20 protein-coding genes are annotated in these 21,309 nt (G+C 69.2%); 17 read left to right on the forward strand and 3 right to left on the reverse strand.

What is annotated here, in order from left to right; genetic code table 11:
- The first annotated feature begins 610 nt into the window (after window positions 1-610).
- Window positions 611-1,063 carry a hypothetical protein gene (locus tag ACTYVM_RS25140; protein ID WP_445528141.1) on the forward strand — a complete coding sequence of 151 codons (453 nt, stop codon included), beginning with the start codon at window positions 611-613 and terminating at the stop codon, window positions 1,061-1,063.
- An 8-nt stretch (window positions 1,064-1,071) separates the two neighbouring features.
- Window positions 1,072-1,905 carry an isocitrate lyase/PEP mutase family protein gene (locus tag ACTYVM_RS25145; protein ID WP_445528142.1) on the forward strand — a complete coding sequence of 278 codons (834 nt, stop codon included), beginning with the start codon at window positions 1,072-1,074 and terminating at the stop codon, window positions 1,903-1,905.
- Window positions 1,906-1,948: 43 nt separating this feature from the next.
- On the opposite strand, the gene ACTYVM_RS25150 is transcribed toward ACTYVM_RS25145, so the two are convergent.
- The gene (locus ACTYVM_RS25150) at window positions 1,949-2,854 is read right to left on the reverse strand and encodes an Lrp/AsnC family transcriptional regulator (RefSeq protein ID WP_445528143.1); all 906 of its coding nucleotides are present in this window, start codon (window positions 2,852-2,854) and stop codon (window positions 1,949-1,951) included.
- Window positions 2,855-3,011: 157 nt separating this feature from the next.
- Here ACTYVM_RS25150 and ACTYVM_RS25155 point away from each other — a divergent pair, with 157 nt between their 5' ends.
- The 3 genes from ACTYVM_RS25155 to ACTYVM_RS25165 all read left to right on the forward strand — a co-directional run bounded on the left by ACTYVM_RS25155 (window position 3,012) and on the right by ACTYVM_RS25165 (window position 7,194).
- Complete coding sequence (locus ACTYVM_RS25155; protein WP_445528144.1) at window positions 3,012-4,439, forward strand: purine-cytosine permease family protein; 1,428 nt, start codon at window positions 3,012-3,014, stop codon at window positions 4,437-4,439.
- On the forward strand, window positions 4,436-6,049 hold the full coding sequence (locus tag ACTYVM_RS25160; protein ID WP_445528145.1) for an amidohydrolase: 1,614 nt from the start codon (window positions 4,436-4,438) through the stop codon (window positions 6,047-6,049). Before ACTYVM_RS25155 ends, ACTYVM_RS25160 begins: the two co-directional genes overlap by 4 nt.
- Before the next feature lie 260 nt (window positions 6,050-6,309).
- A complete protein-coding gene (locus tag ACTYVM_RS25165; protein WP_445528146.1) occupies window positions 6,310-7,194 on the forward strand; it encodes a putative RNA methyltransferase in 885 nt (294 codons plus the stop codon).
- Here the strand turns inward: ACTYVM_RS25165 and ACTYVM_RS25170 are convergent.
- Complete coding sequence (locus ACTYVM_RS25170) at window positions 7,160-7,318, reverse strand: Arc family DNA-binding protein (RefSeq protein WP_376408197.1); 159 nt, start codon at window positions 7,316-7,318, stop codon at window positions 7,160-7,162. The genes ACTYVM_RS25165 and ACTYVM_RS25170 overlap by 35 nt on opposite strands.
- Before the next feature lie 14 nt (window positions 7,319-7,332).
- Here ACTYVM_RS25170 and ACTYVM_RS25175 point away from each other — a divergent pair, with 14 nt between their 5' ends.
- From ACTYVM_RS25175 to cldD, 11 genes are all read left to right on the forward strand, one after another.
- The gene (locus ACTYVM_RS25175) at window positions 7,333-8,556 is read left to right on the forward strand and encodes an RNA-guided endonuclease InsQ/TnpB family protein (RefSeq protein ID WP_445528147.1); all 1,224 of its coding nucleotides are present in this window, start codon (window positions 7,333-7,335) and stop codon (window positions 8,554-8,556) included.
- A gap of 273 nt (window positions 8,557-8,829) precedes the next feature.
- Complete coding sequence (locus tag ACTYVM_RS25180) at window positions 8,830-9,324, forward strand: GNAT family N-acetyltransferase (RefSeq protein WP_445528148.1); 495 nt, start codon at window positions 8,830-8,832, stop codon at window positions 9,322-9,324.
- Window positions 9,325-10,046: 722 nt separating this feature from the next.
- Complete coding sequence (locus tag ACTYVM_RS25185) at window positions 10,047-11,249, forward strand: ATP-binding protein (protein ID WP_445528149.1); 1,203 nt, start codon at window positions 10,047-10,049, stop codon at window positions 11,247-11,249.
- Window positions 11,246-11,680 carry a roadblock/LC7 domain-containing protein gene (locus ACTYVM_RS25190; protein ID WP_400033828.1) on the forward strand — a complete coding sequence of 145 codons (435 nt, stop codon included), beginning with the start codon at window positions 11,246-11,248 and terminating at the stop codon, window positions 11,678-11,680. Before ACTYVM_RS25185 ends, ACTYVM_RS25190 begins: the two co-directional genes overlap by 4 nt.
- Window positions 11,677-12,048: a DUF742 domain-containing protein gene (locus tag ACTYVM_RS25195; RefSeq protein WP_445528150.1), complete on the forward strand. Its 372-nt coding sequence runs from the start codon at window positions 11,677-11,679 to the stop codon at window positions 12,046-12,048. Before ACTYVM_RS25190 ends, ACTYVM_RS25195 begins: the two co-directional genes overlap by 4 nt.
- Window positions 12,029-12,625, forward strand: coding sequence for a GTP-binding protein (locus ACTYVM_RS25200; protein ID WP_400033832.1), 597 nt, complete (start codon window positions 12,029-12,031; stop codon window positions 12,623-12,625). Before ACTYVM_RS25195 ends, ACTYVM_RS25200 begins: the two co-directional genes overlap by 20 nt.
- A complete protein-coding gene (locus tag ACTYVM_RS25205) occupies window positions 12,622-13,860 on the forward strand; it encodes a cytochrome P450 family protein (RefSeq protein WP_445528151.1) in 1,239 nt (412 codons plus the stop codon). The genes ACTYVM_RS25200 and ACTYVM_RS25205 overlap by 4 nt, the downstream gene beginning before the upstream one ends.
- A 134-nt stretch (window positions 13,861-13,994) precedes the next feature.
- A complete protein-coding gene (cldA, locus tag ACTYVM_RS25210; RefSeq protein ID WP_445528152.1) occupies window positions 13,995-15,080 on the forward strand; it encodes a geranylgeranyl diphosphate synthase CldA in 1,086 nt (361 codons plus the stop codon).
- Window positions 15,077-16,675, forward strand: a complete 1,599-nt coding sequence (gene cldB / locus ACTYVM_RS25215; RefSeq protein ID WP_445528153.1) for a copalyl diphosphate synthase — start codon at window positions 15,077-15,079, stop codon at window positions 16,673-16,675. Before cldA ends, cldB begins: the two co-directional genes overlap by 4 nt.
- A 90-nt stretch (window positions 16,676-16,765) precedes the next feature.
- The gene (locus tag ACTYVM_RS25220) at window positions 16,766-18,088 is read left to right on the forward strand and encodes a cytochrome P450 (protein WP_445528199.1); all 1,323 of its coding nucleotides are present in this window, start codon (window positions 16,766-16,768) and stop codon (window positions 18,086-18,088) included.
- A complete protein-coding gene (cldD, locus tag ACTYVM_RS25225; RefSeq protein WP_445528154.1) occupies window positions 18,085-19,074 on the forward strand; it encodes a (12E)-labda-8(17),12,14-triene synthase in 990 nt (329 codons plus the stop codon). The genes ACTYVM_RS25220 and cldD overlap by 4 nt, the downstream gene beginning before the upstream one ends.
- Window positions 19,075-19,375: 301 nt before the next feature.
- Here cldD and ACTYVM_RS25230 read toward each other — a convergent pair whose 3' ends face one another.
- Window positions 19,376-20,509 carry a peptidoglycan recognition protein family protein gene (locus ACTYVM_RS25230; protein WP_445528155.1) on the reverse strand — a complete coding sequence of 378 codons (1,134 nt, stop codon included), beginning with the start codon at window positions 20,507-20,509 and terminating at the stop codon, window positions 19,376-19,378.
- Between the two features lie 345 nt (window positions 20,510-20,854).
- Here ACTYVM_RS25230 and ACTYVM_RS25235 point away from each other — a divergent pair, with 345 nt between their 5' ends.
- Complete coding sequence (locus ACTYVM_RS25235; RefSeq protein WP_445528156.1) at window positions 20,855-21,271, forward strand: NACHT N-terminal Helical domain 1-containing protein; 417 nt, start codon at window positions 20,855-20,857, stop codon at window positions 21,269-21,271.
- The last annotated feature ends 38 nt before the right edge of the window (window positions 21,272-21,309 follow it).

Genomic DNA, 21,309 nt, shown 5'->3' on the forward strand with positions numbered 1-21,309 from the left:
AACAGCAGGTCAGGTCAGTGCATGACGGCAGGCATCGATGCATCGGCCTCGGCGACGGTGATCGTAGCGACGTGATCGCGGCGTCCGGTTCGGCCGCGGTGCGGGCCGCCCGAGCCCCGGCCCGGCCCCGGATGTTCCCTGGCCGTGCGGCGAGCCACCTCCACCCCTGGGGAGTGCCGGACCGGCAACCGCGGCGGGCGGCCCTCCTTCACCCGGACGAGTGCGCTGGGCAGCGCGGTAGCGGAGCGAGTGGCTCACCTGAAGGAAGGAGCGGCGGTGGATACGGTGATGACCGGGCAGCGCACACACCGCGCCAGGACATGGTCTGTTCGACGACCCATCGGTGGCGTCCGCGTCGGTGTGAGGTCAGGGCTCCTCTGTGCTTCGGCTGCGCCGCCGCAGACGCTCGTCACCATCACTCGCAGCCGCCAGGCCCTGGGATACACTGCTCCGCCCCACCCCGACCGGAGGTCATCTCAGTGTTCGCCGCACGGGTACTTGCCGGTGCCCCGTTGGCTGTGGTGATCCTTGCCCTGTCCGGCTGCTCTTCCCCTGGGGCTGCACCGACACGACGGCGGAGCGCGGTGAGGCCGGTGTGAGGGTGCGGGTCGTGGACACGTCTGGGCAGCCTCTCGGCGTCACGGCCCGCATCGTTGACTGGCGCCTGGAGCCCCACCCGCTGGTGCCCTCCGAAGGCGACCGGGTCCACTTCCACTACCGCTTCGACGGCGCCGACAAGAAATCCGGCCCTGGAGTGGATGCCTGCGCGGTCGACGAGAAGCCCGTGGTGTTGAGGTGTCAGACGGTCTATTCGTCCGACGCGTGGCCCGAGCCGGACGGTGCCCTCACCGGCGACGACTGGCTCGAGGCGGTTGAGCGCGAGGAAGCGCGGTGCGGTCTGCTGCTGCCCCGGTCCGGCCGGGACTGCGTGAACACAGGGCGCCGGCGGACCCGTGCATTGAGCCCCCGCTACGAGCGCAATCCCCGCAACTACCTGCGTCGGTTTCGGCGTCGACGTCTGTGTCGGTTTCTCGCCAGAAGGTGGGCGGCAGCCGATGTTTGACTGCGTCCATGACCATCACACGGCCGGACAACGCCCACGTCTTCCGCTCCCTGCACACCGCATCTGCGCCCTTGGCTCTCGCCAACGCCTGGGATGTTGCGAGCGCCCGCGTCATCGAGGCCGCGGGCGCCCCGGCGATCGCCACCACCAGTGCCGGTGTCGCCTGGTCGCTGGGTTCCCCTGACGGCGACCTTCTTACCCGCGAGCGGGCGCTGGAACTGGTCGGCCGAATCGTCGCTGCCGTCGCGGTTCCGGTTACCGCGGACATCGAGGGCGGGTACGGGCCGGATGCCGCCGGCGTTGCCGAGACCGTGACCGGGGTGCTCGCTGCCGGCGCCGTCGGCGTCAACATCGAGGACGGCAACCGGCCTCCGACAGAACTCGCGATGCGGCTGACCGCGGCTCGGCAGACCGCCGACCGGGCAGGCGCCGACCTGTTCCTCAACGCCCGTATCGACACCTTCCTGTTCGGGCTCGGCGACGCGGACACCCGACTGAAGGAAACCCTGGCCCGGGCACACATGTACGTCGATGCGGGCGCGGACGGCATTTTCGTCCCCGGCATCACCGACACCGCCACCATTGCGGCGCTGGCCAGGGACATCTCCGTACCGCTGAACGTCATGGCCGGCCCCGGCGCCCCGACCGTTGCCGAACTCGGCGCCCTCGGCGTGGCTCGCGTCAGTCTCGGCTCGGGCGTGGCACAGGTCGCCTACGCTGCCGCCCGCCGCACCGCGCGGGAACTCTTCGACGCCGGCGACTACGACTCTCTCGCCGAAGGCATGGCCTTCCCGGAACTCAACGCGCTGTTCCCCGAACCCAACGACCGCGATGGGCGATGACGAGTACGTCATCAACCCCCGAAGGACTTCTGGAGCCGACCACTTAGCCGCCGACGATGCCGTAGCGCTCTTGAACCAGCCGCAGGTGCGTCCACGAGCGCAAGCCGACGACGCCGTCCATCGTCCCGATCCGGTCGAGCACCGCGATGGTGTCCTCGACCGTGGTGGTCACGATGGTGCCCACGGCGTCCGCGGTGCCGAGCGTCAGGGCCAGGAAGTCGACGGCGCCGATCTCCTCGATCCGGTGGAGAACGTCCTGCGCCTTCTCCCCGAGGTCGAGGGCGAAGCCGGTCATGAAGGAGCGGCCGAGCTTGGTCGGGTTCACCAGAGTGACGATCCGGATGACGCCCAGGTCGAGCAGGTTGCGGACGCGTGCCCGAGTGGCCGCCGCTGACAGACCGACGTGCGCCGCGAGGTCGGCGTAACTGGTGCGACCGTCGGCGCGGAGGAGATCGACCAACGTCCGGTCGAGGTGGTCGACATCCGGATCCGTGCCGACGGCGGCCCTCGGAGGAGGCAAATGCGGCTCCATGACCACATCGGTGTAGACGAGCGTCTCCATGCGAGTGACGCCCTCGACGCCGCGGAGGCGGTCGACGACATTCCCAAGCCGGTGCAGATCGGTGGTCCTGATCTCCGCGACGACGCCGGCGCGTCCTGAGACGATGGAAACGAACACCGTCTCGTCCTGGTCGGCGAGCATGCGAGCGACATCGTCGCGACGCGCCCCGGTCACACTGACAGAGAGGTGCGCGTTGGCGTGGATGCCGTCGAATTCGGGCCGGACGGTGGCCACCACGCGCAACACGCCGTCTTCGAAGAGCCGCAGCACGCGCGATCGGACGGCCTTGCGGGACAGGCCGACCCGCCCGGCGAGCGACTCGAAGGAGGCGCGGCCGTCCTCGCGCAGGGCCTCGACGAGTTCGAGGTCGGTTTCGGTCAGGTTCACCGGGCTCAGGGTAGCGAATCGGATGCTGTGAGACCTTCCAGCGAACGAAAGGGGCGTTGACGATGAACACTACGACCCATATCGTTTGAGCGGCTCGCACGTGACGAGCCATTCGGACCAACGGCCGGGGCCTCCGGCACGAATCGCAGGAGATCCGGTGAGGACAGAAGAGCGCAGCCGATCAGGTGGGATCGAGACCCACACCATCGACTTCATCCCGTTGACCGAGCGCCGCGGCAAGCCGTGGCACCTGTTCACGCTGTGGTTCGGCGCGAACAGCGTCATCGTCAGTGTGGTCACCGCTTCGATCCTGGTCGGCGGCGGCATGTCGTTCGCCTGGTCGGTCGCGGCCATCGCCATCGGCTTCGCGCTCGGCGGGTTCCTCGCGGCCTTCCACTCGGCCCAGGGCCCTCAGCTCGGCATCCCGCAGATGATCCAGAGCCGTGCCCAGTTCGGGTACGTCGGCGGGATCGTCCCGATGATCATCGCGGAGATCAACTACCTGGTCTTCTTCGCCGCCGCACCGGCGATCTGCGGTCTGCTGGCCCACGCGGTGTGGGGCTGGAACGCCTACCTCGTCGCCGTGGTCGTCACCGCGATCACCTTCGTGGTGGCCCTCTTCGGCTACGACCTCAGCCATCGACTGGCGAAGTACCTCAGCGTCGCCTCGGTGGTCGTCTTCGGGATCCTGACGATCCTGGTGCTCAGCCACTCGGGCATCCACCACCCGACCACGCACAACCTGCACACCGGCGGCTTCCAGACCGGCCTGTTCCTCACCGGGATCGCGGTGACCTTCGTCTACGCCGCGGGCTACGCGCCGTACATCGCCGACTACTCCCGCTACCTGCCGAAGTCGACCTCGACCCGTGCAACCGCCTGGTGGACCTACGCCGGCATCGTGATCTCGGGCATCTGGTTGTTCGTGCTCGGCGCCTACCTGACCACCGTGACCGGCTTCGGTGCCGACACCCTGGGCTCCGTGGTCCAGGTGAGCGACTCCTTCAGCAAGGCCTTCACCGCGCTGCTGGTGATCGTGGTGATGGGCATCCAGGTGTTGCAGGGCTCGCTGTCGATGTACGCCGGCGGCAACACCGCGATCAGCATCGTCACCTCGCTGCGCCGAACCGTCGCGCCGGTCGAGGCGAGCCTCCGCACCCGACTGTGGTCCCTCGTGCCCTTCGCGCTCATCTGCCTGGTCGCGACCATCGCCTATTCGAAGAGCTTCACCAGCGCGTTCACCGACGCCCTGGGTGTTGTGCTGATCCTGCTGATCCCGTGGTCGGCGATCAACCTCGCCGACTTCTACTTCGTCCGCGGTGGCCATTACGACGTGAAGGCGATCTTCGACCCGAACGGCACGTACGGCCGCGTCAACGTCGCCGGCGCAATCAGCTTTCTGCTCGGCTTCGTGGTCGAGCTCCCCTTCGCCAACCTCGGCTTCTGGGCCGGGCCCGTCGCGCACAAGCTCGACGGCGGCGACCTGTCCTGGCTGGTCGGCATCGTGGTCAGCGGTGCCTGCTACCTGTTGATGACCCGGACCGCGCGCGTCGCGGTCAGCACTCCGGAGGTTTCCACCCGATGAGCTCGACCATCCTGACCGGCGGCCCCGTCCGCACCATGACCGACGACGGTCACATGCCCGAGGCGGTGCTGATCCACGACGGCGTGGTGCAGGCGGTCGGCAGCCTCACCGAGATGCGCCGCTCGGCGTATGGGACGCCCGAGGTCGTCGACCTCGACGGTCGCACGCTGATGCCGGGTTTCGTCGACGCGCACGCCCACACCATCCTGCACGGGTCGGCGATCGACTGGGTGGACCTCTCCGGCGCCCGCAGCATCGGCGACGTCGTGCGCCTCCTCGGCGACCGTGCCGCCGCGCGTCCCGGTGAGGCCGTTCGCGGCTACGGATACGACCAGTCCAAGCTGGTTGAGGGCCGGCACCCGTCGGCGGCCGACCTCGACCGGGTGACGCGTGACCGCGTGGTCCAGATCCAGCACGCCAGCGGGCACGGCTACGTGGTCAACACGCTCGCCCTGCGCCAGGCGAACATCACCGCCGCGACCCCGACGCCGATCGGTGGCCGCATCGACCGCGACGCCGACGGCGAGCCCACGGGTGTTCTTTTCGACTCGGCGTGTGACCTGCTGACCGGTGCCGAGGGCGTCAAGGTGCGCAACCACGGACCCAACTTCCACCTCCCGATGACCCACGCCGAGATCGACCACCTCTTCGACCTTGGCCAGCGCTCGCTCCTCGAGGCCGGCATCACCACGATGTGCGACGCCCAGGTCACGCAGCTGGAGATGGACAGCTATCTGCGGGCACGGGACGAGGGCCGGCTGCGGATGCGCACCGAGATGCTGGCGCTGTCGAGCAACCTCGAGCACCTCACCGGGCTCGGCATGAGCTCGCGGCTGGGCGACGACCAGCTCCGGCTGTGGGGCGTCAAGCTCTACGCCGACGGCTCGGTCATCGCGCGTACGGCGTACCTCAACGGGCACGCCTGCTGCGGAAAGCCCTCGCCCAACGGCTACCTCTACCACGAGCCCGAGGAACTCGCCGCCCTCATCACCACGGCCCACCGCCTCGGCCTGAGCACAGCCACCCACGCCCAGGGCCCGCTGCCGATCGGCGTGGTCCTCGACGCCGTCGCCGCCGCCCGCGCCGAACGACCGCGCACCGGCCTGGTGCACCGCATCGAGCACTGCGGCTTCCCGACCGGCGAGCAGATCGGCCGGATGGCCAACCTGCACGTCGTGCCTGTGCCGCAGCCGATGCAGGTGAGCCTCTACGGCGACTCGCTGATGGACGAGTTCGGCGAGTTCGGCGGCCGGTTCTACCCGTACGGCGAGTTCGAGCGGGCCGGTGTCCCGGTCGTCATCTCCTCCGATGCGCCGGTGACCATGCCCAACCCGCTCGAGGCGGTGTGGGCCGCAGTCACCCGTGAGACCCTCGGCGGTGCCGTCTCGGGCGACGAGGCGCAGCAGGCCGGCCGCGCCAACGCACTGCGCGGCGTCACCGTCACCCCGGCGCAGATGCTGGGCCGCCAGGACATCGGCGTCATCCGCCCCGGCGCCAAGGCCGACCTCGTGTTCCTCGACGCGGACCCCGTCACGGTGCCCGTCGAACGGCTGCCCAAGGTCGGCGTGACCGAGTCGTGGATCGGCGGAGAACAGGTCATCCTCGGCTAGGCCGTGTCTCCCAACTTCGGCGGGCATGAAGGGGTTCGTCGAGGCTCGTAAACTCATGGCGTGGCATTCATGAGCACCCCGCACTGCTGCTTCCTTTGATCGGAAGGCGTTGAGGGCGATGTCGGACGGCATCGCTCTCCTCGGTGTGCCTGCCACGCGAACCACCTTGCTGGTACTGCCTGTTCCTTCCTGAGGCAGTGACCCTTCGTGTGTGCGTGACAGGCACGGTCTCTTCCCTTCAGCCTTGCCAGGAGTGCCTCGTGCCCGTCTCGCTTCCCCCTGCCCTCGGACTGTCCCTCGACCTGCTGCGCTGCCCGACGTGTCGCACGCGCCACCTGCACCCCGATCGCGGCGCACTGCGCTGCCCGGCGGGCCATACCTTCGACATCGCCCGCCACGGCTACGCCGGCCTGCTGACGGGCGCCCGCGCCACCAGCGGCGACGACGCGGCCATGGTCCGGGCTCGGGACCGCTTCCTGGCCACCGGCAGGTATGCCCCCATCCGCCGGGCCGTGGCACACCTGGCGGCCGACTCAGCCCCTCAGCGGGGTACCGTCGTGGACGTCGGGTGCGGCACGGGCTACTACCTGGCCGGCGTTCTCGACCAGGTGCCCGGCGCCCGAGGTCTGGGCCTGGACACGTCGGTGCGCGCGCTGCGCTCGGCAGCCCGAGCCCATGAACGAGCCGCCGCGGCGACCTGGGACGTCTTCCGGCCCTTCCCGCTGGCCGACCAGGTGGCCGACGTGGTGTTGGACGTGTTCGCACCGCGCAATCCCGCCGAGTTCTGCCGAGTACTCCGCCCGGCCGGCCGGCTGATCGTGGCCCGTCCCACTGTGCGACACCTGGCTGAGCTGCGCGGCCGGGTGCCTGCGATGGTCAGCATCGACCCGCTGAAGGAACAGCGCCTGCACCAGGCACTGGACCCCTACTTCGAGGCCGTCGTCACCGAACGCGTGGAGTACTCCATGGCCCTGGTCGGGCTGGAGGCCCTGGACCTGGTGGGGATGACGCCGAGCGCACGTCACCTGATCTCCTTCGAGGATGCCCCGGCCTTCAGGCCGGGGAGGAATCGAACCCCTGCGGAGCAGGGCACGGAAAGAGGAATCGCCGTCAGGGCGATTCGTCATCTCCACCCGCATTGGTGAGGGCGACCTCAAGCAGGTGGACGATCTCAGAGTTGAGGGACCGCCGGTCTGAACGGGCCTGTTCAACCAGCCGTGCGTGCAGGTCGGTTGGGAGTCGGAGGGAGATTCTCTTCTCATCAGTCATGCTAAAATGATGCCATGGCGATGCCGCAGAGAGTCGAGGGTGCCGGGCGCGCCCGGTACACCTACCGGCTTCGCGTGTCGTCAACCGCCCGCACCGTGCTCATTGCCGAGTGGGACCGGTGCCGATGGATGTGGAACGAATGCGTCGCCAAGTCCCGGCAGGTGCACGCACACAATCGGGTGCACCCCGAGGGCAAGCTGACGTGCGGTCCGGCGCAACTTGACAAGATGCTGACCGAAGCCCGCAGCAAGCTGCCGTGGCTGCGGGACGGCGCGAGCGTCCCGCAGCAGCAGATGATCCGGGATTTCACCAAGTCCCGCTCCAAAGCGCTGAAGGACATTGAGCACCGTCTGCCGGTGAGGCAGCGCGCAGGCGTGCCCCGGCATAAGCGGAAGCGCGATGCCGAGCCGACGCTGAACTACACCACCCGAGGGTTCCGGCTGAAGGACGGCCGCCTGCATCTTGCGGGCGGCGTCGCCGTGACAGTGGTGTGGTCGCGTGAACTGCCGTCCGCTCCGTCGTCGGTGCGGGTGTACCGGGACAGCCTCGGCCACTGGTACGCGTCGTTCGTCGTCGCCACCGAGGTGCAACCGATACCCGAAGCCGGCGCTGTTCTCGGCATCGACTGGGGCGTCAAGGAGACCGCCACCACCACATCGGACGCGCACGACCTCCCGCACGCCGAACACGGCAAGCGGGCCGCGCAGCGTCTCGCCCGGTATCAGCGGATGATGGACCGCCGCCGGCCCGCCAAGGGGCAGGCCGCGTCCAAGGGCTACAGGAAGGCGCAGCGGCAGGCCGCGCAGGTCTCCAAGAAGGTTGCACGGCAGCGGCAGGACACCGCCCGCAAGTGGGCCAAGCGCGTCGTCCGCGACCACGACGCCATCGCCGTCGAGGACTTCCGGCCGAAGTTCCTCGCCAAGACCACCATGGCCCGCAAGGCGGCCGACGCCACCATTGGCGCCACCAAGATGGCCCTGATCGAGATGGGCCGCAAGCACGGGCGGGACGTCCGCCTCGTACACCCCGCGCATACCACTATGGATTGCGCATCGTGCGGAGCGAGAACCAAGCACGCACTTCCTCTTTCGGAACGTACCTACACCTGCACCGCGTGCGGAGTCGTGTCCCCCAGGGACAAGAACTCCGCCCGCGTGATGCTGGTCCGGGCTGGTCTCATCCCGGCTGGTGTTGAGGGCGTAAGACCTCTGGGGGCGCTGCTCCCGGAGGCCGCCTGAGCCAGGAATCCCCTCCCTTCAGGGAGGGGAGGATGTCAATTGAGCCGCACGGAGTTGGACGAGGACGGCCTCCTGCCCGACCGGGTCACGGTGTCCGTGCTGGCCACCGCCTACAAGCCTCGGTGACCACGAGCGGGCGCCTGCTGACCGACGAGCAGTGGGCACGCCTGGCGCCCCGGCTTCCTGGATTGTTATGTGCCCTGGTCCTGGGGGCTGACTGCCGCCGGCGGAAACTCGGGTGGCCTCAGCACGCGATCTGGGTAGAGTCGGGCAATGCCCGAGCTGAAGCGGCTGCATGCCGGCCACGCCCCGGCGGTCCTGGCCTTCGAGCTGGCGAACCGCGCCTACTTCGCTGCCTCGATCTCCGACCGCGGCGACGCCTTCTTCGACCGGTTCACCGACCGGCACAACGCCTTGCTGGCCGAGCAGGAGGCCGGCAGCTGCGCCTTCTACGTGCTCGTCGCCGAGGACGGCTCGGTACTCGGCAGGTTCAACCTGTACGACTTGGAGGACGGCACCGCCAAACTCGGCTACCGGGTCGCGGAGCAGGTGGCCGGCCGCGGCGTGGCGACCGCGACCGTCCGGGAGCTGTGCCGGATTGCGACCGCGCGGCACGGCCTGCGCACACTGCGGGCGGCCACCTCCCACGACAACGCCGCGTCCCAGAAGGTCTTGACCAAGGCCGGGTTCGTTCCGGTCGGCCCTGCCACCCCGGCCGATCTCGGCGGCAAGTCAGGCACCTGGTACGAGCGCGACCTCCAGCCATAGACCTTGATCTTGCTCGTGGGTCGGCCTCGTGGCGGACGAGGAGTGTCTGGGCCGCCTGGCGACCGAGCACATCTACACCGGCTACCCGGGAAACCCTGCCCACCGACGCGGCCTGGACCTCGTGCCGCGCCCGGTGCCGGAGCAACCGGGATGACCGGAACACCCCCGCGTCGGCGGGGAGGCCGAGCGTGGCCGCACCGATCCGCACTCGACGGCCAAGTGGCCTTTGGGGCCTGCTTTGTGGGAGCAGCGTGAAGATGTCCCACGCTGATCATCTTATGAGTAACATGCCGGATCATCTGCTCGTTGTCGACCGGAGCGAAATGCCCTGCTTCCCTTGGCCCCCAGTCTGTCTGGCGTGTCCGTGTTCTGTATCTCGGCGCGAACCAGTCGCTGGACGGGCTCCTGGGAGCCCGGGGTTCCGGGAAGCAGGCCGTCCCACCCGGTGGCCTGCAGACGTGCGCGCCTCTTCCTTACCCACATCGCCAGGTCTGCCTGTCGGGCGTGAGCTTCCGCTGAATCGCCCGATGCCGGCGGGGGCCTGGCTCTGACTCTCCGAGGACCCCCTATCCGTGACATCAAATCCCGAAGCTGCCTTCGCGGTGCTGGGTGCGACAACCGTCGCGGGCGCTGCCGCCGCAGCGGCTCTGGCCAGATCCCGCGTGGTCCTGTCCCGTCGCTGTGCGGCGCTGACCCGACAAATCGCGGAGCAGAATGAGGAGTTGGCAACCCTCCGGGCACGCGAGAGGGCGCAGTTCGAAGAACTGAGCCACCTGGTGAACAACCGGCTGCCCGCCGCCGCTCTGCACCTGATCAGCGATCACCACCCCGTACCCGACGGCCTGTTGAGCGACGACAGCGACTTCGCGACGCAGGCCCAGGCGGCCCACGACCTGTTCGTGGAGACACTGATCGGTGAGCGCGGCCGTATCGACTCCGCCGCCCGGGCGGCACTGCGCGGCGCCTGCACGGCGATCCAGGCCCAGAGCTTCCGGCTGCAGACGCTCATCGACGAACTGCAGCGCGACTGCCGCGACCCGGAGGTCGTCAAGGAGTACTTCCGTATCGACCAGCTCAACGAGCAGGTCCTCCGGCTGGTGCAGAAGGCGGCCATCGTCAGTGGTTCGTGGCCCGGCCTGGTCCGGCCGGACACCCACCTCCCGGACGTCGTCGCGGGAGCCACGTCGCGTCTGAACGGATTCGAGCGGATCCAGGTCCACACCAAACTGCTGGTCGGCGGGGTGGGCATCGTCGGCCGGGCCGCGGAACCGGTGGCGGTGGCCTGCACCGAGCTGATGGCGAACGCGCTGGAGTCCTCACGGGGCGACCTGGCGGTGGAGGTCACGCTGCTGCAGACGGACAACGGCAACGTGTGCATCCAGATCGACGACGCGGGCAAGGGGATGACCCGCGAGTCCGTCGCGCGCGGCACCCGGCTGGTGAGCGGCGAGAATGCCGGCAAGCTGCTGCTCACCGAGCTGGGCGACCCTCCGGCGCTGGGCTTTGCGGCCATCGGGCAGCTGGTCGCCGACCACGGCTTCCACGTGTCCGTCGATCAGGTCTCCCCCTATGGCGGGGTTCGCGCCGTGCTGGCGGTTCCGAAGCATCTGCTGACCACCATCGACGAGCAGGCGGAGCCGCCGTCGGCGATGGCGGCCCTGCCGGCCCCGGCGCCGCGCACACCCGTACCTCCTGCCGCCGCGGTGCCCGGGGAGGGACTGCGCGACGTCAGCGCGCCGTCTCCGCGTGACGCCAGCGGGCTGCCCCAGCGCCGCCGCCGGAGCGGATCCTCCCGTGGCCGCTCTCTGACTCGTACGGCTCGACCGGTGGACCCGGATGAGGCCGGCGCTGCATGGGGTGACTTCGAGCAGGCCGTTGCCGCCGGACGTGACGCAACCGATTCTGAGAACAAGGACAAGTCTTGACCCAGTCAACTCTCAGCGACCAGATCCCCGACCCGTCCTGGGTCCTGGGCCCGATCATCGAGATCGGCGTCCGGCATGCTCTGATCCTCTCCGCCGACGGCATCGTCGTCGGAGCCTCGGGCAGCCTCGGCCGCGATGAATCCGAAGGTATGGCGGCCATGGTGTCCGCCCTGCACGGCGCCGCGCGCGCGGCGGCCGTCGTCTCGCTCGAGGCACCCGAGGAGACTCCGATCTCCACCATCACGGTCCAACTCGACGCCTCTGGAACGCTGATGGTCATGCCGGCCGGCGGAGCCAACGCGTTCATCGCCGCTTCCTTCGGCACCGACGTGCCGATGAACATCGTCGCGCACACCCTCGCGCGGCAGGCGAAGAACCTCGGCGAGGCGCTGATGTCCGTACCCACGCGCTCCCATGGCCCGGCGTCATGAGCCCGGGCCCGGCACGACGACTGGTCCCCAGTTACCTGGCCACGGGAGGGATCAGCGCTCCCGAGCACAGCACCCTCCAAGACCTGACGGCGTTGACCGCCACCGGCCAATCCGCGCTGCCCCATCACACGCCCGCCCATCAGCGACTTCTCGACCTGGTCAGTGACGGCGGGCTGACCGTGATGGAGATCGCGGGCTATCTGCGTCTTCCGATCGGCGTGGTGAAGATGCTCGCCGCGCAGCTGGTGTCCGACGGTCACCTGCGTGCCGCCGCGCCGCTCCCGGACGCCCTTGCTCCCACCGCTCACGCCGGACGGCCCAGCAGGGCCCTCCTGGAGGAGGTTATGCATGGGCTCCTCGCCCTCTAGTGCGCCGGTCTACCTGCCGGACTCGAACCACGAACGGGTGAAGATCCTGGTGGCCGGGCCGTTCGGCATCGGTAAGACCACGATGATCCGCACCCTGTCGGAGATTCCGAGCCTCCACACCGAGGAGGTCATGACCGACGCGGCGGCCCAGGTCGACGAACTGGCGGTCGCGGACAAGAAGACCACCACGGTGGCCATCGACTTCGGCCGTCTCACCATCGCGCAGGGGCGAATCGTCCTGTACCTGTTCGGCACTCCCGGGCAGCGGCGGTTCAAGCCCCTGTGGAGCGACTACGCCCGTGGCGCCCTGGGCGCACTCGTCATCGTGGACACCCGAAGACTGGCCGACTCCTTCGAGGTCATGGACCTCATAGAGGAGACCGGCCTGGACTACGCCGTAGCCGTGAACCAATTCCCCGAATCCCCCGCATATGACGAGGAGACCCTCCGCGTCAAGCTCGATCTCGAGGATCACACGCCCATGGTCATCTGCGATGCGCGCGACTGGGACTCCAGCCTCAACGCGCTGCGAGCGCTGGCCGTTCACCTCGTGACCCGTGCCGGAGGCAATCTGTGACGGCCGCCCCCAACGCTGTTCCGCTGTACGGACCCGAGCACGCCGCCGACCCTCAGCGCAGCTACCAACTGCTGCGCGAGCAGGGTCCGGTGGGCCGCGCCGAGATCGACCCCGGCCTCGTCGTGTGGGTGGTCACCGACTACCGGGCCGCTCTCGACCTGTTGCAGGACCCCGGAACCTGGACCAAGGACACGCGGGGCTGGGACACGACGGTGCCGGCGGACAGCCCGGTCAGGGAGCCCTTGCAGTGGCGCCCCAGCCTGGCCTTCGCCGACGGCGAGGAACACGCGCATCTGCGGAAGGTCATCACCGACAGTTTCGCGCTCCTCGACCCCCAGTACCTGCGAGACGTGACGCTGCGCCACGCGGACACCCTCCTCGACGAGTTCGCCCATACGGGACGTGCCGACCTGGTCGCCCAGTACGCCCGCAGGCTGCCGCTCATGGTCCTGAACACTCTGTTCGGCATGCCGGACGAGGGCGCGGACCAGCTCATGTCGGCGATCGAGGCGCTGATGAGTACGGTCCCCCAGGCCAAGGAGGCGGGTGAGCAGGCCCTCACCGCCTATCTGGGCAGCCTCTACGCCATGAAGAGCGCGCGGCGCGGCCGCGACCTCACCTCCTGGTTCATCGACCACCCGCACGGGCTCGGCCCGGAGGAGGTGATCAACCAGGTACTGATCACTCAGGGCGCGGCCTACGGCACGCTGGCGGGCCTGATCGCCAACACCCTCGCGCAGATCCTCTCCGACCAGCGGTACCGGGGCACCCTCACCACCGGGAGCCTGCCCATCAGGCACGCCATCGACGAGGTGCTCTGGGCGGATCCGCCCCTGGCCATGTACAGCCTCCACCGCGCACGGCGCTCCGTCACCTTCCACCGGCGCGCCATCGAGGCCGGAGAGCCCGTCATGGTCTCCTACGCGGCGGTCAACACCTGCCCCCACACCGGTCAGGTGGCCGACGAGCAGCGCTCCGACCACAAGGCACACCTCGCCTTCGCGGCCGGTCCGCACTCCTGCCCCGCCGAGGACATCGTGTTCGTGGTGGCGGTCGCGGCCATCGAGCGGCTGATGGGCAGGCTGCCGGACGTCGAACTCACCGTCCCGGCTGCCACCCTGACGTACCAGCCGGGCCCCATCTATCGCGTCCTCACCTCACTGCCCTGCCGTTTCACTCCGCAGACTCCGGATTCACGGAGATCAACGCGGGGTAGCGTCCCCGTGTCTGCTTGATCTAGATCACCGACACCAACACCGACAGCTGACCGACCGCCCCCGGGTGCACACCCGGGGGCCGTGTTCTGCCTGTCCACGGGAAAGGGGCGATTTTGCGTGGGATTCTCGCTTCAAGGAAGGTACGTGCGTCGATGGCCGGTACCGCATGGGACACCGATATCCCGACCCTTATATCCGTTCGTGACGATGTAGACGCGGTGCTCGAGGACTTCGTCGACGTGCAGGAGCGGGCAGCGCACGGCCCGGAAATGGCACCGCTGTTCACCACGGCCCGCCGGCTCCTCTTCTCCAACGGCAAGCGACTGCGCCCCTTGCTGTGCGTGGCGGGATGGCAGGCCGCAGGCGCACCGGGAGACCCCCACGCGGTCCTTCGCGTCGCCGCCGCCCTGGAGCTGTTCCAGACCTTCGCCCTGATCCACGACGACGTCATGGACGACAGTGACACCCGCCGCGGACGGCCCTCGGCCCACCGCGCGCTGGCCGCCGAGTACATGAGCGGCGGTGGGCGGCTCAGCAAGGCGGAGGCGCACGGCCGAGGTGCCGCCATCCTCCTCGGTGACCTCCTGCTCGTGTGGTCGGACGAAATGCTGGCGGGCGCGGGGCTCGAAGCCCGGGCGCGGGCCAGGGTCCTGCCACTGGTGGACAGCATGCGCGCCGAGCTGGTCTACGGGCAGTACCTGGATCTGCTGTCGACCGACCGGATGTCCGGGGACGTCGAGGCCGCGCTGCGGGTCGCCCGGTACAAGACGGGGAAGTACACCGTGGAACGGCCCCTGCACCTCGGCGTTTCCCTGGCCGGCGGCGATCCGCGGCTGCTGCAGACCTGCACCGATTTCGCCCTCCCGCTGGGAGAAGCGTTTCAGCTGCGCGATGACCTGCTCAACGTCTTCGGTGACCCGGTGCGGACCGGCAAGCCTGTCGGAGACGACATCCGTGAGGGCAAAGCCACCGTGCTCCTGGCTCTCGCGATCCAGGACGCCTCCGAGGCCGACCTGAAGCTGCTCGGCACCCTGGTCGGCAGCCCGGAACTGGGGAGCGAGGACATCGACCGGTTCCGCACCGTCATGGAGACCACCGGTGCCCGGCAGCGGGTCGAAGACATGATCATCGCCAGGCGCGACACCGCCCTCGCCACGCTGGAAGAAGCAGACCTGCCCCAGGACGTCGCCGAGACGTTGAGGCAGATCGTATGGATGGCCACGGAAAGGCAGTCATGAGCTCCATATCCCACCAGGCGGCCCCGACACGGGCACAGCACACGAACAGCTACGTGCAGCTGGCCCGGCAGTTGGTGACGTCGGTCGACAACGACCCCTGGGGCGACGTGCCTCCCTCCGTGTACGAGACGGCCCGGGTGACCTCCTGGGCGCCATGGCTGGAGGGACACGAACGCCGTCTGGCGTGGCTGCTGGAGCGACAGTCCGCCGCGGGCAGTTGGGGAGAGGGCCCCACGCCGTACCGGCTGCTGCCGACGCTCAGCGTCACGGAAGCCCTCCTGTCCACGTTGCGCCAGAACACGGCCGCGGGCGTCTCGCGCGAGCGGCTCGCCGCGGCTGTGGACAACGGGCTCGCCGCGCTGCGGGACCTGTCCGGCACCGGCGGGTGGCCGGACACGGCGGCCATCGAGATCCTCGCCCCCGACCTGGTCGTCCTGATCAACGACCACCTGGACCAGCCGGAGGTCGCGGCCCTGCCCCGACTCGGCCCCTGGGCCCGCGGGCAGCGCCTGGCTCAGCCGCACGGATTTCAGGCGGCGCTGCCCGACCGCGTGGCCGAGCGGTGCCAGGTGGCCGGCGGTGTGCCACTCAAGCTGCACCACACCTTCGAAGGGGTCGCGCGCCGCCTGCCGCGGATGGTGCCTGGCGTCCCGGGCGGGCTGCTGGGCAGTTCCCCCGCCGCCACCGCCGCCTGGCTGGCCACCGGACCCGACGAGGGCCGGGACCAGGCGGTCACCGCGCTGACCGCCGTGGCGGAGCGCTACGACGGTCTCTTCCCGGAGGCCACGCCGATCTCCGTCTTCGAGCGGCTCTGGATCTCCGTCGCCCTGGCCCGTCCCGGCCTGCCCGCCGCCTGTGTGCCGACCATCCGCGCCTGGGCCGCGGAGATCTACGACGCCACCGGCGTACGCGGCGCCCCCGGCCTGCTGCCCGACACCGACGACACCGCCATGGCCGTGCTGGCGTCCGCCCTCGCCGGCTCGCCCCGCGACCCCTCCCCGCTGTCCGCCTTCGAGGCCGGCGACCACTATGACTGCTATGTCGGCGAGGACACCGGCTCCAGCACAGCCAACGCCCACGCCCTTCAGGCGCTCACCGCCTGGCTGAGCCACCGGCCCGCGACAGGTGACGCTCTCCAGGCCCGTAGGGACCTGACCCGCGACTGGCTCCTCGCCCAGCAAGAATCCGACGGTGCCTGGCGCGACAAGTGGCACGCGTCCCCCTATTACGCCACCGAACGGTGCGTCACCGCTCTCTCCGGGCACACGGGCCCGACCACCCGCGACGCCATCCGCTCGGCCGCCGACTGGGTACTGGACGCCCAGAGCGACGACGGATCCTGGGGCGTGTGGGGTGGCACCGCCGAGGAGACCGCCTATGCCGTGAACATCCTCCTCAACTCCCCGGATCACACGGGCACGCCAGAGGCCACCCAGGCCCTGAAACTCGCCGAGAACGTCCTGCGCGAGGCCGTCCACTCCTCCGGCCATCACCACCCTGCCCTCTGGCACGACAAGACCCTCTACGCCCCCCAGGCCATGGCGCAGGCCGAGGTGATCGCGGCGCTCGAGCTGCTGCAGGCCCGTCGGCCCTGAACCGTTCCGCCGCCCCTTCAGCCCGGACCGCATTCGGAGGAACCACCTGTGAACACCGACCTGCACTTTCCGCCATACGCCCCAGGGCGTGTGCCGTTCATCGGACACGCGGTGCCGTTGGCAAGGGACCGTCTGGCCTTTCTTCAGCGCCTGCGTGAGCACGGGCCGATCGTGCGCATCTCGATCGGTCCGAAGACCTTGACCGTCATCAACTCTCCCGACCTCGTGCAGGAGATGCTGACCAGGAAATCGGGGCAGTTCAGCAAAGGACTCCTGTTCGAGAAGCTGAAGCTCTTCGGCAACGATGCCCTGCCGGTCGCGGAGGGCGGCCGGCACCTGAGGCGCCGCCGCCTGATGCAGCCCGCGTTCCACCACCAACAGGTCGACCAGTACGTGCGGACCATGCAGACCACCGTCGAGCCGATGATCGCGGCATGGCAGAGCATGGGCCCACTGGATCTGAAGACCGAGATGCAGTTGATGACGCAGAACGTCGTCATGGGGGCCCTGTTCTCCACCATCCCCGACCGCAAGACCGGGCACGCGATCCTCGAGAGCGTCGACACCCTGTTCGCCGCGGCGCTCCGCCGTGCCCTGCTGCCACTTCCCCTCCTCGAACGGCTGCCGACCCGGGGGAACCGGCGGGCGCGGCGTGCCGGCCAGGTGATGCGCGCTGCCGTGGGTGAGGTCATCGCCGACCACCTGGCGCGGCCGGACGAGCACGACGACATCGTGTCCCTCCTGCTGTCCGCCCAGGAGCCGGACGGTACGCCGCTGGCCGACGAGGACATCCTGTCCGAGGTCACGGGCCTGCTCGCGGCGGGTTCGGAAACCACCGCGGTCACCCTGACCTGGTTGTTCCACGAGCTGAGCCGTAACCCGGACCTGGAGCGGCAGTTGCACAGCGAGGTCGACGCGGTCCTCACGGACGAGCCCTTGACGACGAAGACTCTGAGCCGGCTCACGTTCACGCGCAGACTGGTCAACGAGAGTCTGCGCCTGTACAGCCCGGCATGGCTGGTGACCCGTCAGACCACCGAGCCCGTGCGGCTCGGAACCGTGGACCTGCCGGCCGGGGAGGACATCGTGTGGAGCCCCTACACGCTGCACCGTGATCCCGGTCTGTACCCCGACCCGCTCCGCTTTGATCCCGACCGTTGGCTGCCCGAGCGTCCGCAGCCCCCGAAGGGGGCGTTCATCCCGTTCGGGGCCGGGAAGCGGCAATGTATGGGCAACGAGTTCGCCGTGGCCGAAGCGACCCTGATCACGGCCCTGATCGCGTCCCGCTGGCGACTGCGGCCCGTCGCGGGACCTGCCGTTCGGCCGGTCGGAGCGATCACCCTGCATCCGTCCACGTTGCGCATGACCGCCGAGGCGCGGACCCCGGTGCGCCGCCACCAGGAGGCCGCATGACCCGCACCGGCGATGCGGTGACGATTCTGCCTCAGCCGGACTTCACCGCCACCTTCCCCGGTCCGTTCCCCACGAGTCCGCACGGGGAACGGACGGAGCGCCAACTCCTCGGCTGGCTGGAGGAGTACCCACTGCTCCCCTCCGCCAGGGCCAGGAGCGTTCTGGTGAACATCACGAGTCACGGAGTGTCGCGCACCTTGCCGACCGCCGACGCGGACGATCTGGTGCTGTTCGCGGAACTCCTGCTGTGGCTCACCGCGTTCGACGACATGCACGGCGAGAGCAACGCCGCCCGCGACCTGGTCGCCCTTGTCGACCGCACCGCGGAGCTGACGCTTGTCCTGGCCGGCGGCAGCCCGCCTCCCCTCACGAACCCGTTCCCCGCCGCCCTGTACGACCTGCTTGCCCGTTTTCGGGCCCGGACCGGTCCGGCCGCGTACCTCCGGCTTGCCGCGAGCCTGCGCGACACCATCATGGCCCTGGTCTGGGAGGCACACCATGTGGCGGAGCCGGAGAGGGTCGCGCTTGAGACCTATCTGGAGATGCGTCCGCACACCGTGTTCGTCAGGACGATCTTCGCCGCGGCGGAGATCGTCCTGGACTACGAACTGACGGACGCGCAGCGGGCGCTGGCGCCGGTACGGCATCTGGAGACCGCTGTGGCCAACCTCGCGGGCTGGATCAACGACTTGGCCTCCTACGAGCGTGAGGCGGCGCGAGGGCCGGCGCAGCCGTTGAGTCTGCCCACGCTGTTGCGGGCGCGGCACGGCGGAAGCCTGGAGGAGGCGTTTGCGCGCGCGGGCGGTATGTGCGAAAACGAGGCAGCCGTCGCCCGGCAAGGGATCACCAGCCTCGCCGGCGACCCCCCGAGCGCGCTCACAGCCCACGCCCGCGCCCTGGAGGACATCGCCCGCTCCTTCGTCTGGCACACCAGCCATGCCCGATACCAGGGCCCCAAACGCGGCGCGGCCCCAACCAGTCGTTGAACCAACGCGGGAGCCACAGCCCCAAAAGACCGCGGAACTGGGTACGTCGGGGGAGGCGTACCGCGTCCACAGATCTCGTGGCCGCACTCAACGGCAGGCTGACCCGGGCCCACTCGGCCGTCGGGCACCTCGCGTACAAGGAGGTGCCCGACGGCCAGGAGTCGGCAGCGGCGGGCTGAGCCGGCCCAGCAACTCGGCTGGACCGCCGACTGAACGACCCACACCGCCTGCCGCACGATCGGCCGTCGCAGGAGCAGCGCCACCCTGGCTGGACTCGGCCCGGTGGTCAGTCGGAGAAGGCTCAGCGGGTGAAAGTCTCGCGGACGGTGCCACCGGCCAGCGCGCACCACGTGCTGAGGTCGGTCCTGCCGGTGGGGCGGAGGTTGTGCAGGCGCTGCATGTCCTGCACCGCCTTCATGGTGTGGTGGTCGTAGGTGCCGGTGATGCCGACGGTGTCGGCGTAGCCCTTGATGGTGAGCAGGTACTGCACCGCCTCGACGGGCAACCCGGAGGAGTCCTTGTCCAGCGGGGGAGCGAGCGCTTCCCAGGTGGGGGTGTCGAAGGTGGCGTCGGGGGTGACGGCAATGCCATGGCTGGTCTGGAAGTCGGCGACGACGGTGTTCATGTCGGTGCTGAACACGCCGTCGATGGGCAGGTCGCTGTAGCCGGCGTTCACCAGCAGGTACTGGGCGACCTGCACCACCTGACTGTCGACGAACCGCCAGATGTCCGGCCATCTCCGTGTCGGCGCGGCGGCAGGCGACACGCCCATGGACTGCAGTACTCGCTTGCGGATCTGGGGGAAGAGTCGGTAGAAGGCGATGCCGGGGCAGTCGGTTCCCAGGCGGAAGTCCCAGTGGCCGAAGATGTCCCACGCATTCAGGTGGAACTGCCGACACACTGCGGTGCACAGTTCCACCAGCGAGTCCAGCAGTGCCGCCGGCGGGGTTTCGGTGATGTAGGTGCCCTCGTTCTCGATCCCGATGGCGTTGCCGTTCTCCCCTGGACAGTGGGCGGCGGTCACCTGGTGCTCGCCGGCGACGAGGGTCTCCAGGCTGCGGTGCCGGCCTTCAAGGACGTAGCCGCCGCGGCTGACGGTGAAGTGCTGCCCCGTGTCCGCCCAGCCGTTGGTGTCCATGTGAAGGTCCTGGCAGTCACGTGCCAGCTGCATGGCGTGCTCGGGGGAGTAGTCCGTGACGTTGGGGAACGCCATGTGATGCAAGATGATCTTGTTGGTGGTGTTGCCGGTGATCTCGGTCGGACTGGACGGCGGGCGCGCGCCCCAGCTGTCGCAGTCGATGATCCAGGGGAACTGCGGCGAGGGCGTGGCGCCGGCGGCGGTCGGGAACGCCACCTCCGTGCCGACGACAGCGGCGACAGCCGTACCCAGGCCGACCCGGAACAGGGTGCGGCGATCGACTTCGTGCTCGTGCATCACCATGAGGACTCCGAAGTGAGTGGATAGCCCAGGAGTGTGGGCGGCCTGTCGGAGACTATGCAGTGAACGTCCGTTTATCCAGGTGCAGTTCATCAGTTTCCCCGCCACCGTGATCTGCTTCCGATCACGGCCCCGATGGCGCGCATGGTCGCACCCGGCCGGCCGAACTCCGCGACCGCATCGCCGAGACGGTACGGAGCCTGGCCACCCGCTGCGAGAAGAAGGTCACTTCCGGTCTTCCCTTGCTCACCACGACCCGAACTCCCCATGATTCAGGACCCTTACGAGCGGGGACGGGGGTCCCCGAGGCGCCGACTCGGAGGTCCGATGGATCCAGCCAGTGTGGGTACGACCGCTCGCATCGCCTCGTCGGTCGCGCGGCCGATCATCGCCAGGCCCTTCGTCAAGGAGAGGCCGGGCGCGGGACGCGTCGACCAGCCGGTACGCCTGTCGCGGCTGGTGAGCTGGCAGGGCGAAAAGCGCAGCCTGACCCATCTCGACATGTGGAAGATCGCCCGAGAACTGGTGAAACTGGCCGTCGAGACGAACCCGCACGAGCCTCCAGTGGCGTCCGACGAGCGCGAGGCCTTGGCGGACGCCCTCGCCGCCACGCTGAGTGCCCTGGACGAGCTGGACATGGACGATGTCCAGGCAGTCCGGCTGGGCCAGGTGGAGTTGACTCGCCGTCTCAAGGCACAACGCCCGGACGCCACCCGCGACCTGTCCGGGAGCTCGACCTCGCGGCCGAGACTGTCATAGGCGCGCGGTACAGTCCGTTCCTCCGACTGAGGGGGATC

It is taken from the genome of Streptomyces cyslabdanicus, from assembly GCF_052663305.1.

What these genes read in the sequence shown, in the direction of transcription:
- cldD (WP_445528154.1), top strand. Translation starts at nt 18,085, where the DNA reads ATGACCCGCACCGGCGATGCGGTGACGATTCTGCCTCAGCCGGACTTC.
- ACTYVM_RS25145 (WP_445528142.1), top strand. Translation starts at nt 1,072, where the DNA reads ATGACCATCACACGGCCGGACAACGCCCACGTCTTCCGCTCCCTGCAC.
- ACTYVM_RS25230 (WP_445528155.1), bottom strand. Translation starts at nt 20,509, where the DNA reads ATGCACGAGCACGAAGTCGATCGCCGCACCCTGTTCCGGGTCGGCCTG.
- ACTYVM_RS25180 (WP_445528148.1), top strand. Translation starts at nt 8,830, where the DNA reads ATGCCCGAGCTGAAGCGGCTGCATGCCGGCCACGCCCCGGCGGTCCTG.
- ACTYVM_RS25170 (WP_376408197.1), bottom strand. Translation starts at nt 7,318, where the DNA reads ATGACTGATGAGAAGAGAATCTCCCTCCGACTCCCAACCGACCTGCAC.
- ACTYVM_RS25175 (WP_445528147.1), top strand. Translation starts at nt 7,333, where the DNA reads ATGGCGATGCCGCAGAGAGTCGAGGGTGCCGGGCGCGCCCGGTACACC.
- ACTYVM_RS25160 (WP_445528145.1), top strand. Translation starts at nt 4,436, where the DNA reads ATGAGCTCGACCATCCTGACCGGCGGCCCCGTCCGCACCATGACCGAC.
- cldB (WP_445528153.1), top strand. Translation starts at nt 15,077, where the DNA reads ATGAGCTCCATATCCCACCAGGCGGCCCCGACACGGGCACAGCACACG.
- cldA (WP_445528152.1), top strand. Translation starts at nt 13,995, where the DNA reads ATGGCCGGTACCGCATGGGACACCGATATCCCGACCCTTATATCCGTT.
- ACTYVM_RS25200 (WP_400033832.1), top strand. Translation starts at nt 12,029, where the DNA reads ATGGGCTCCTCGCCCTCTAGTGCGCCGGTCTACCTGCCGGACTCGAAC.
- ACTYVM_RS25195 (WP_445528150.1), top strand. Translation starts at nt 11,677, where the DNA reads ATGAGCCCGGGCCCGGCACGACGACTGGTCCCCAGTTACCTGGCCACG.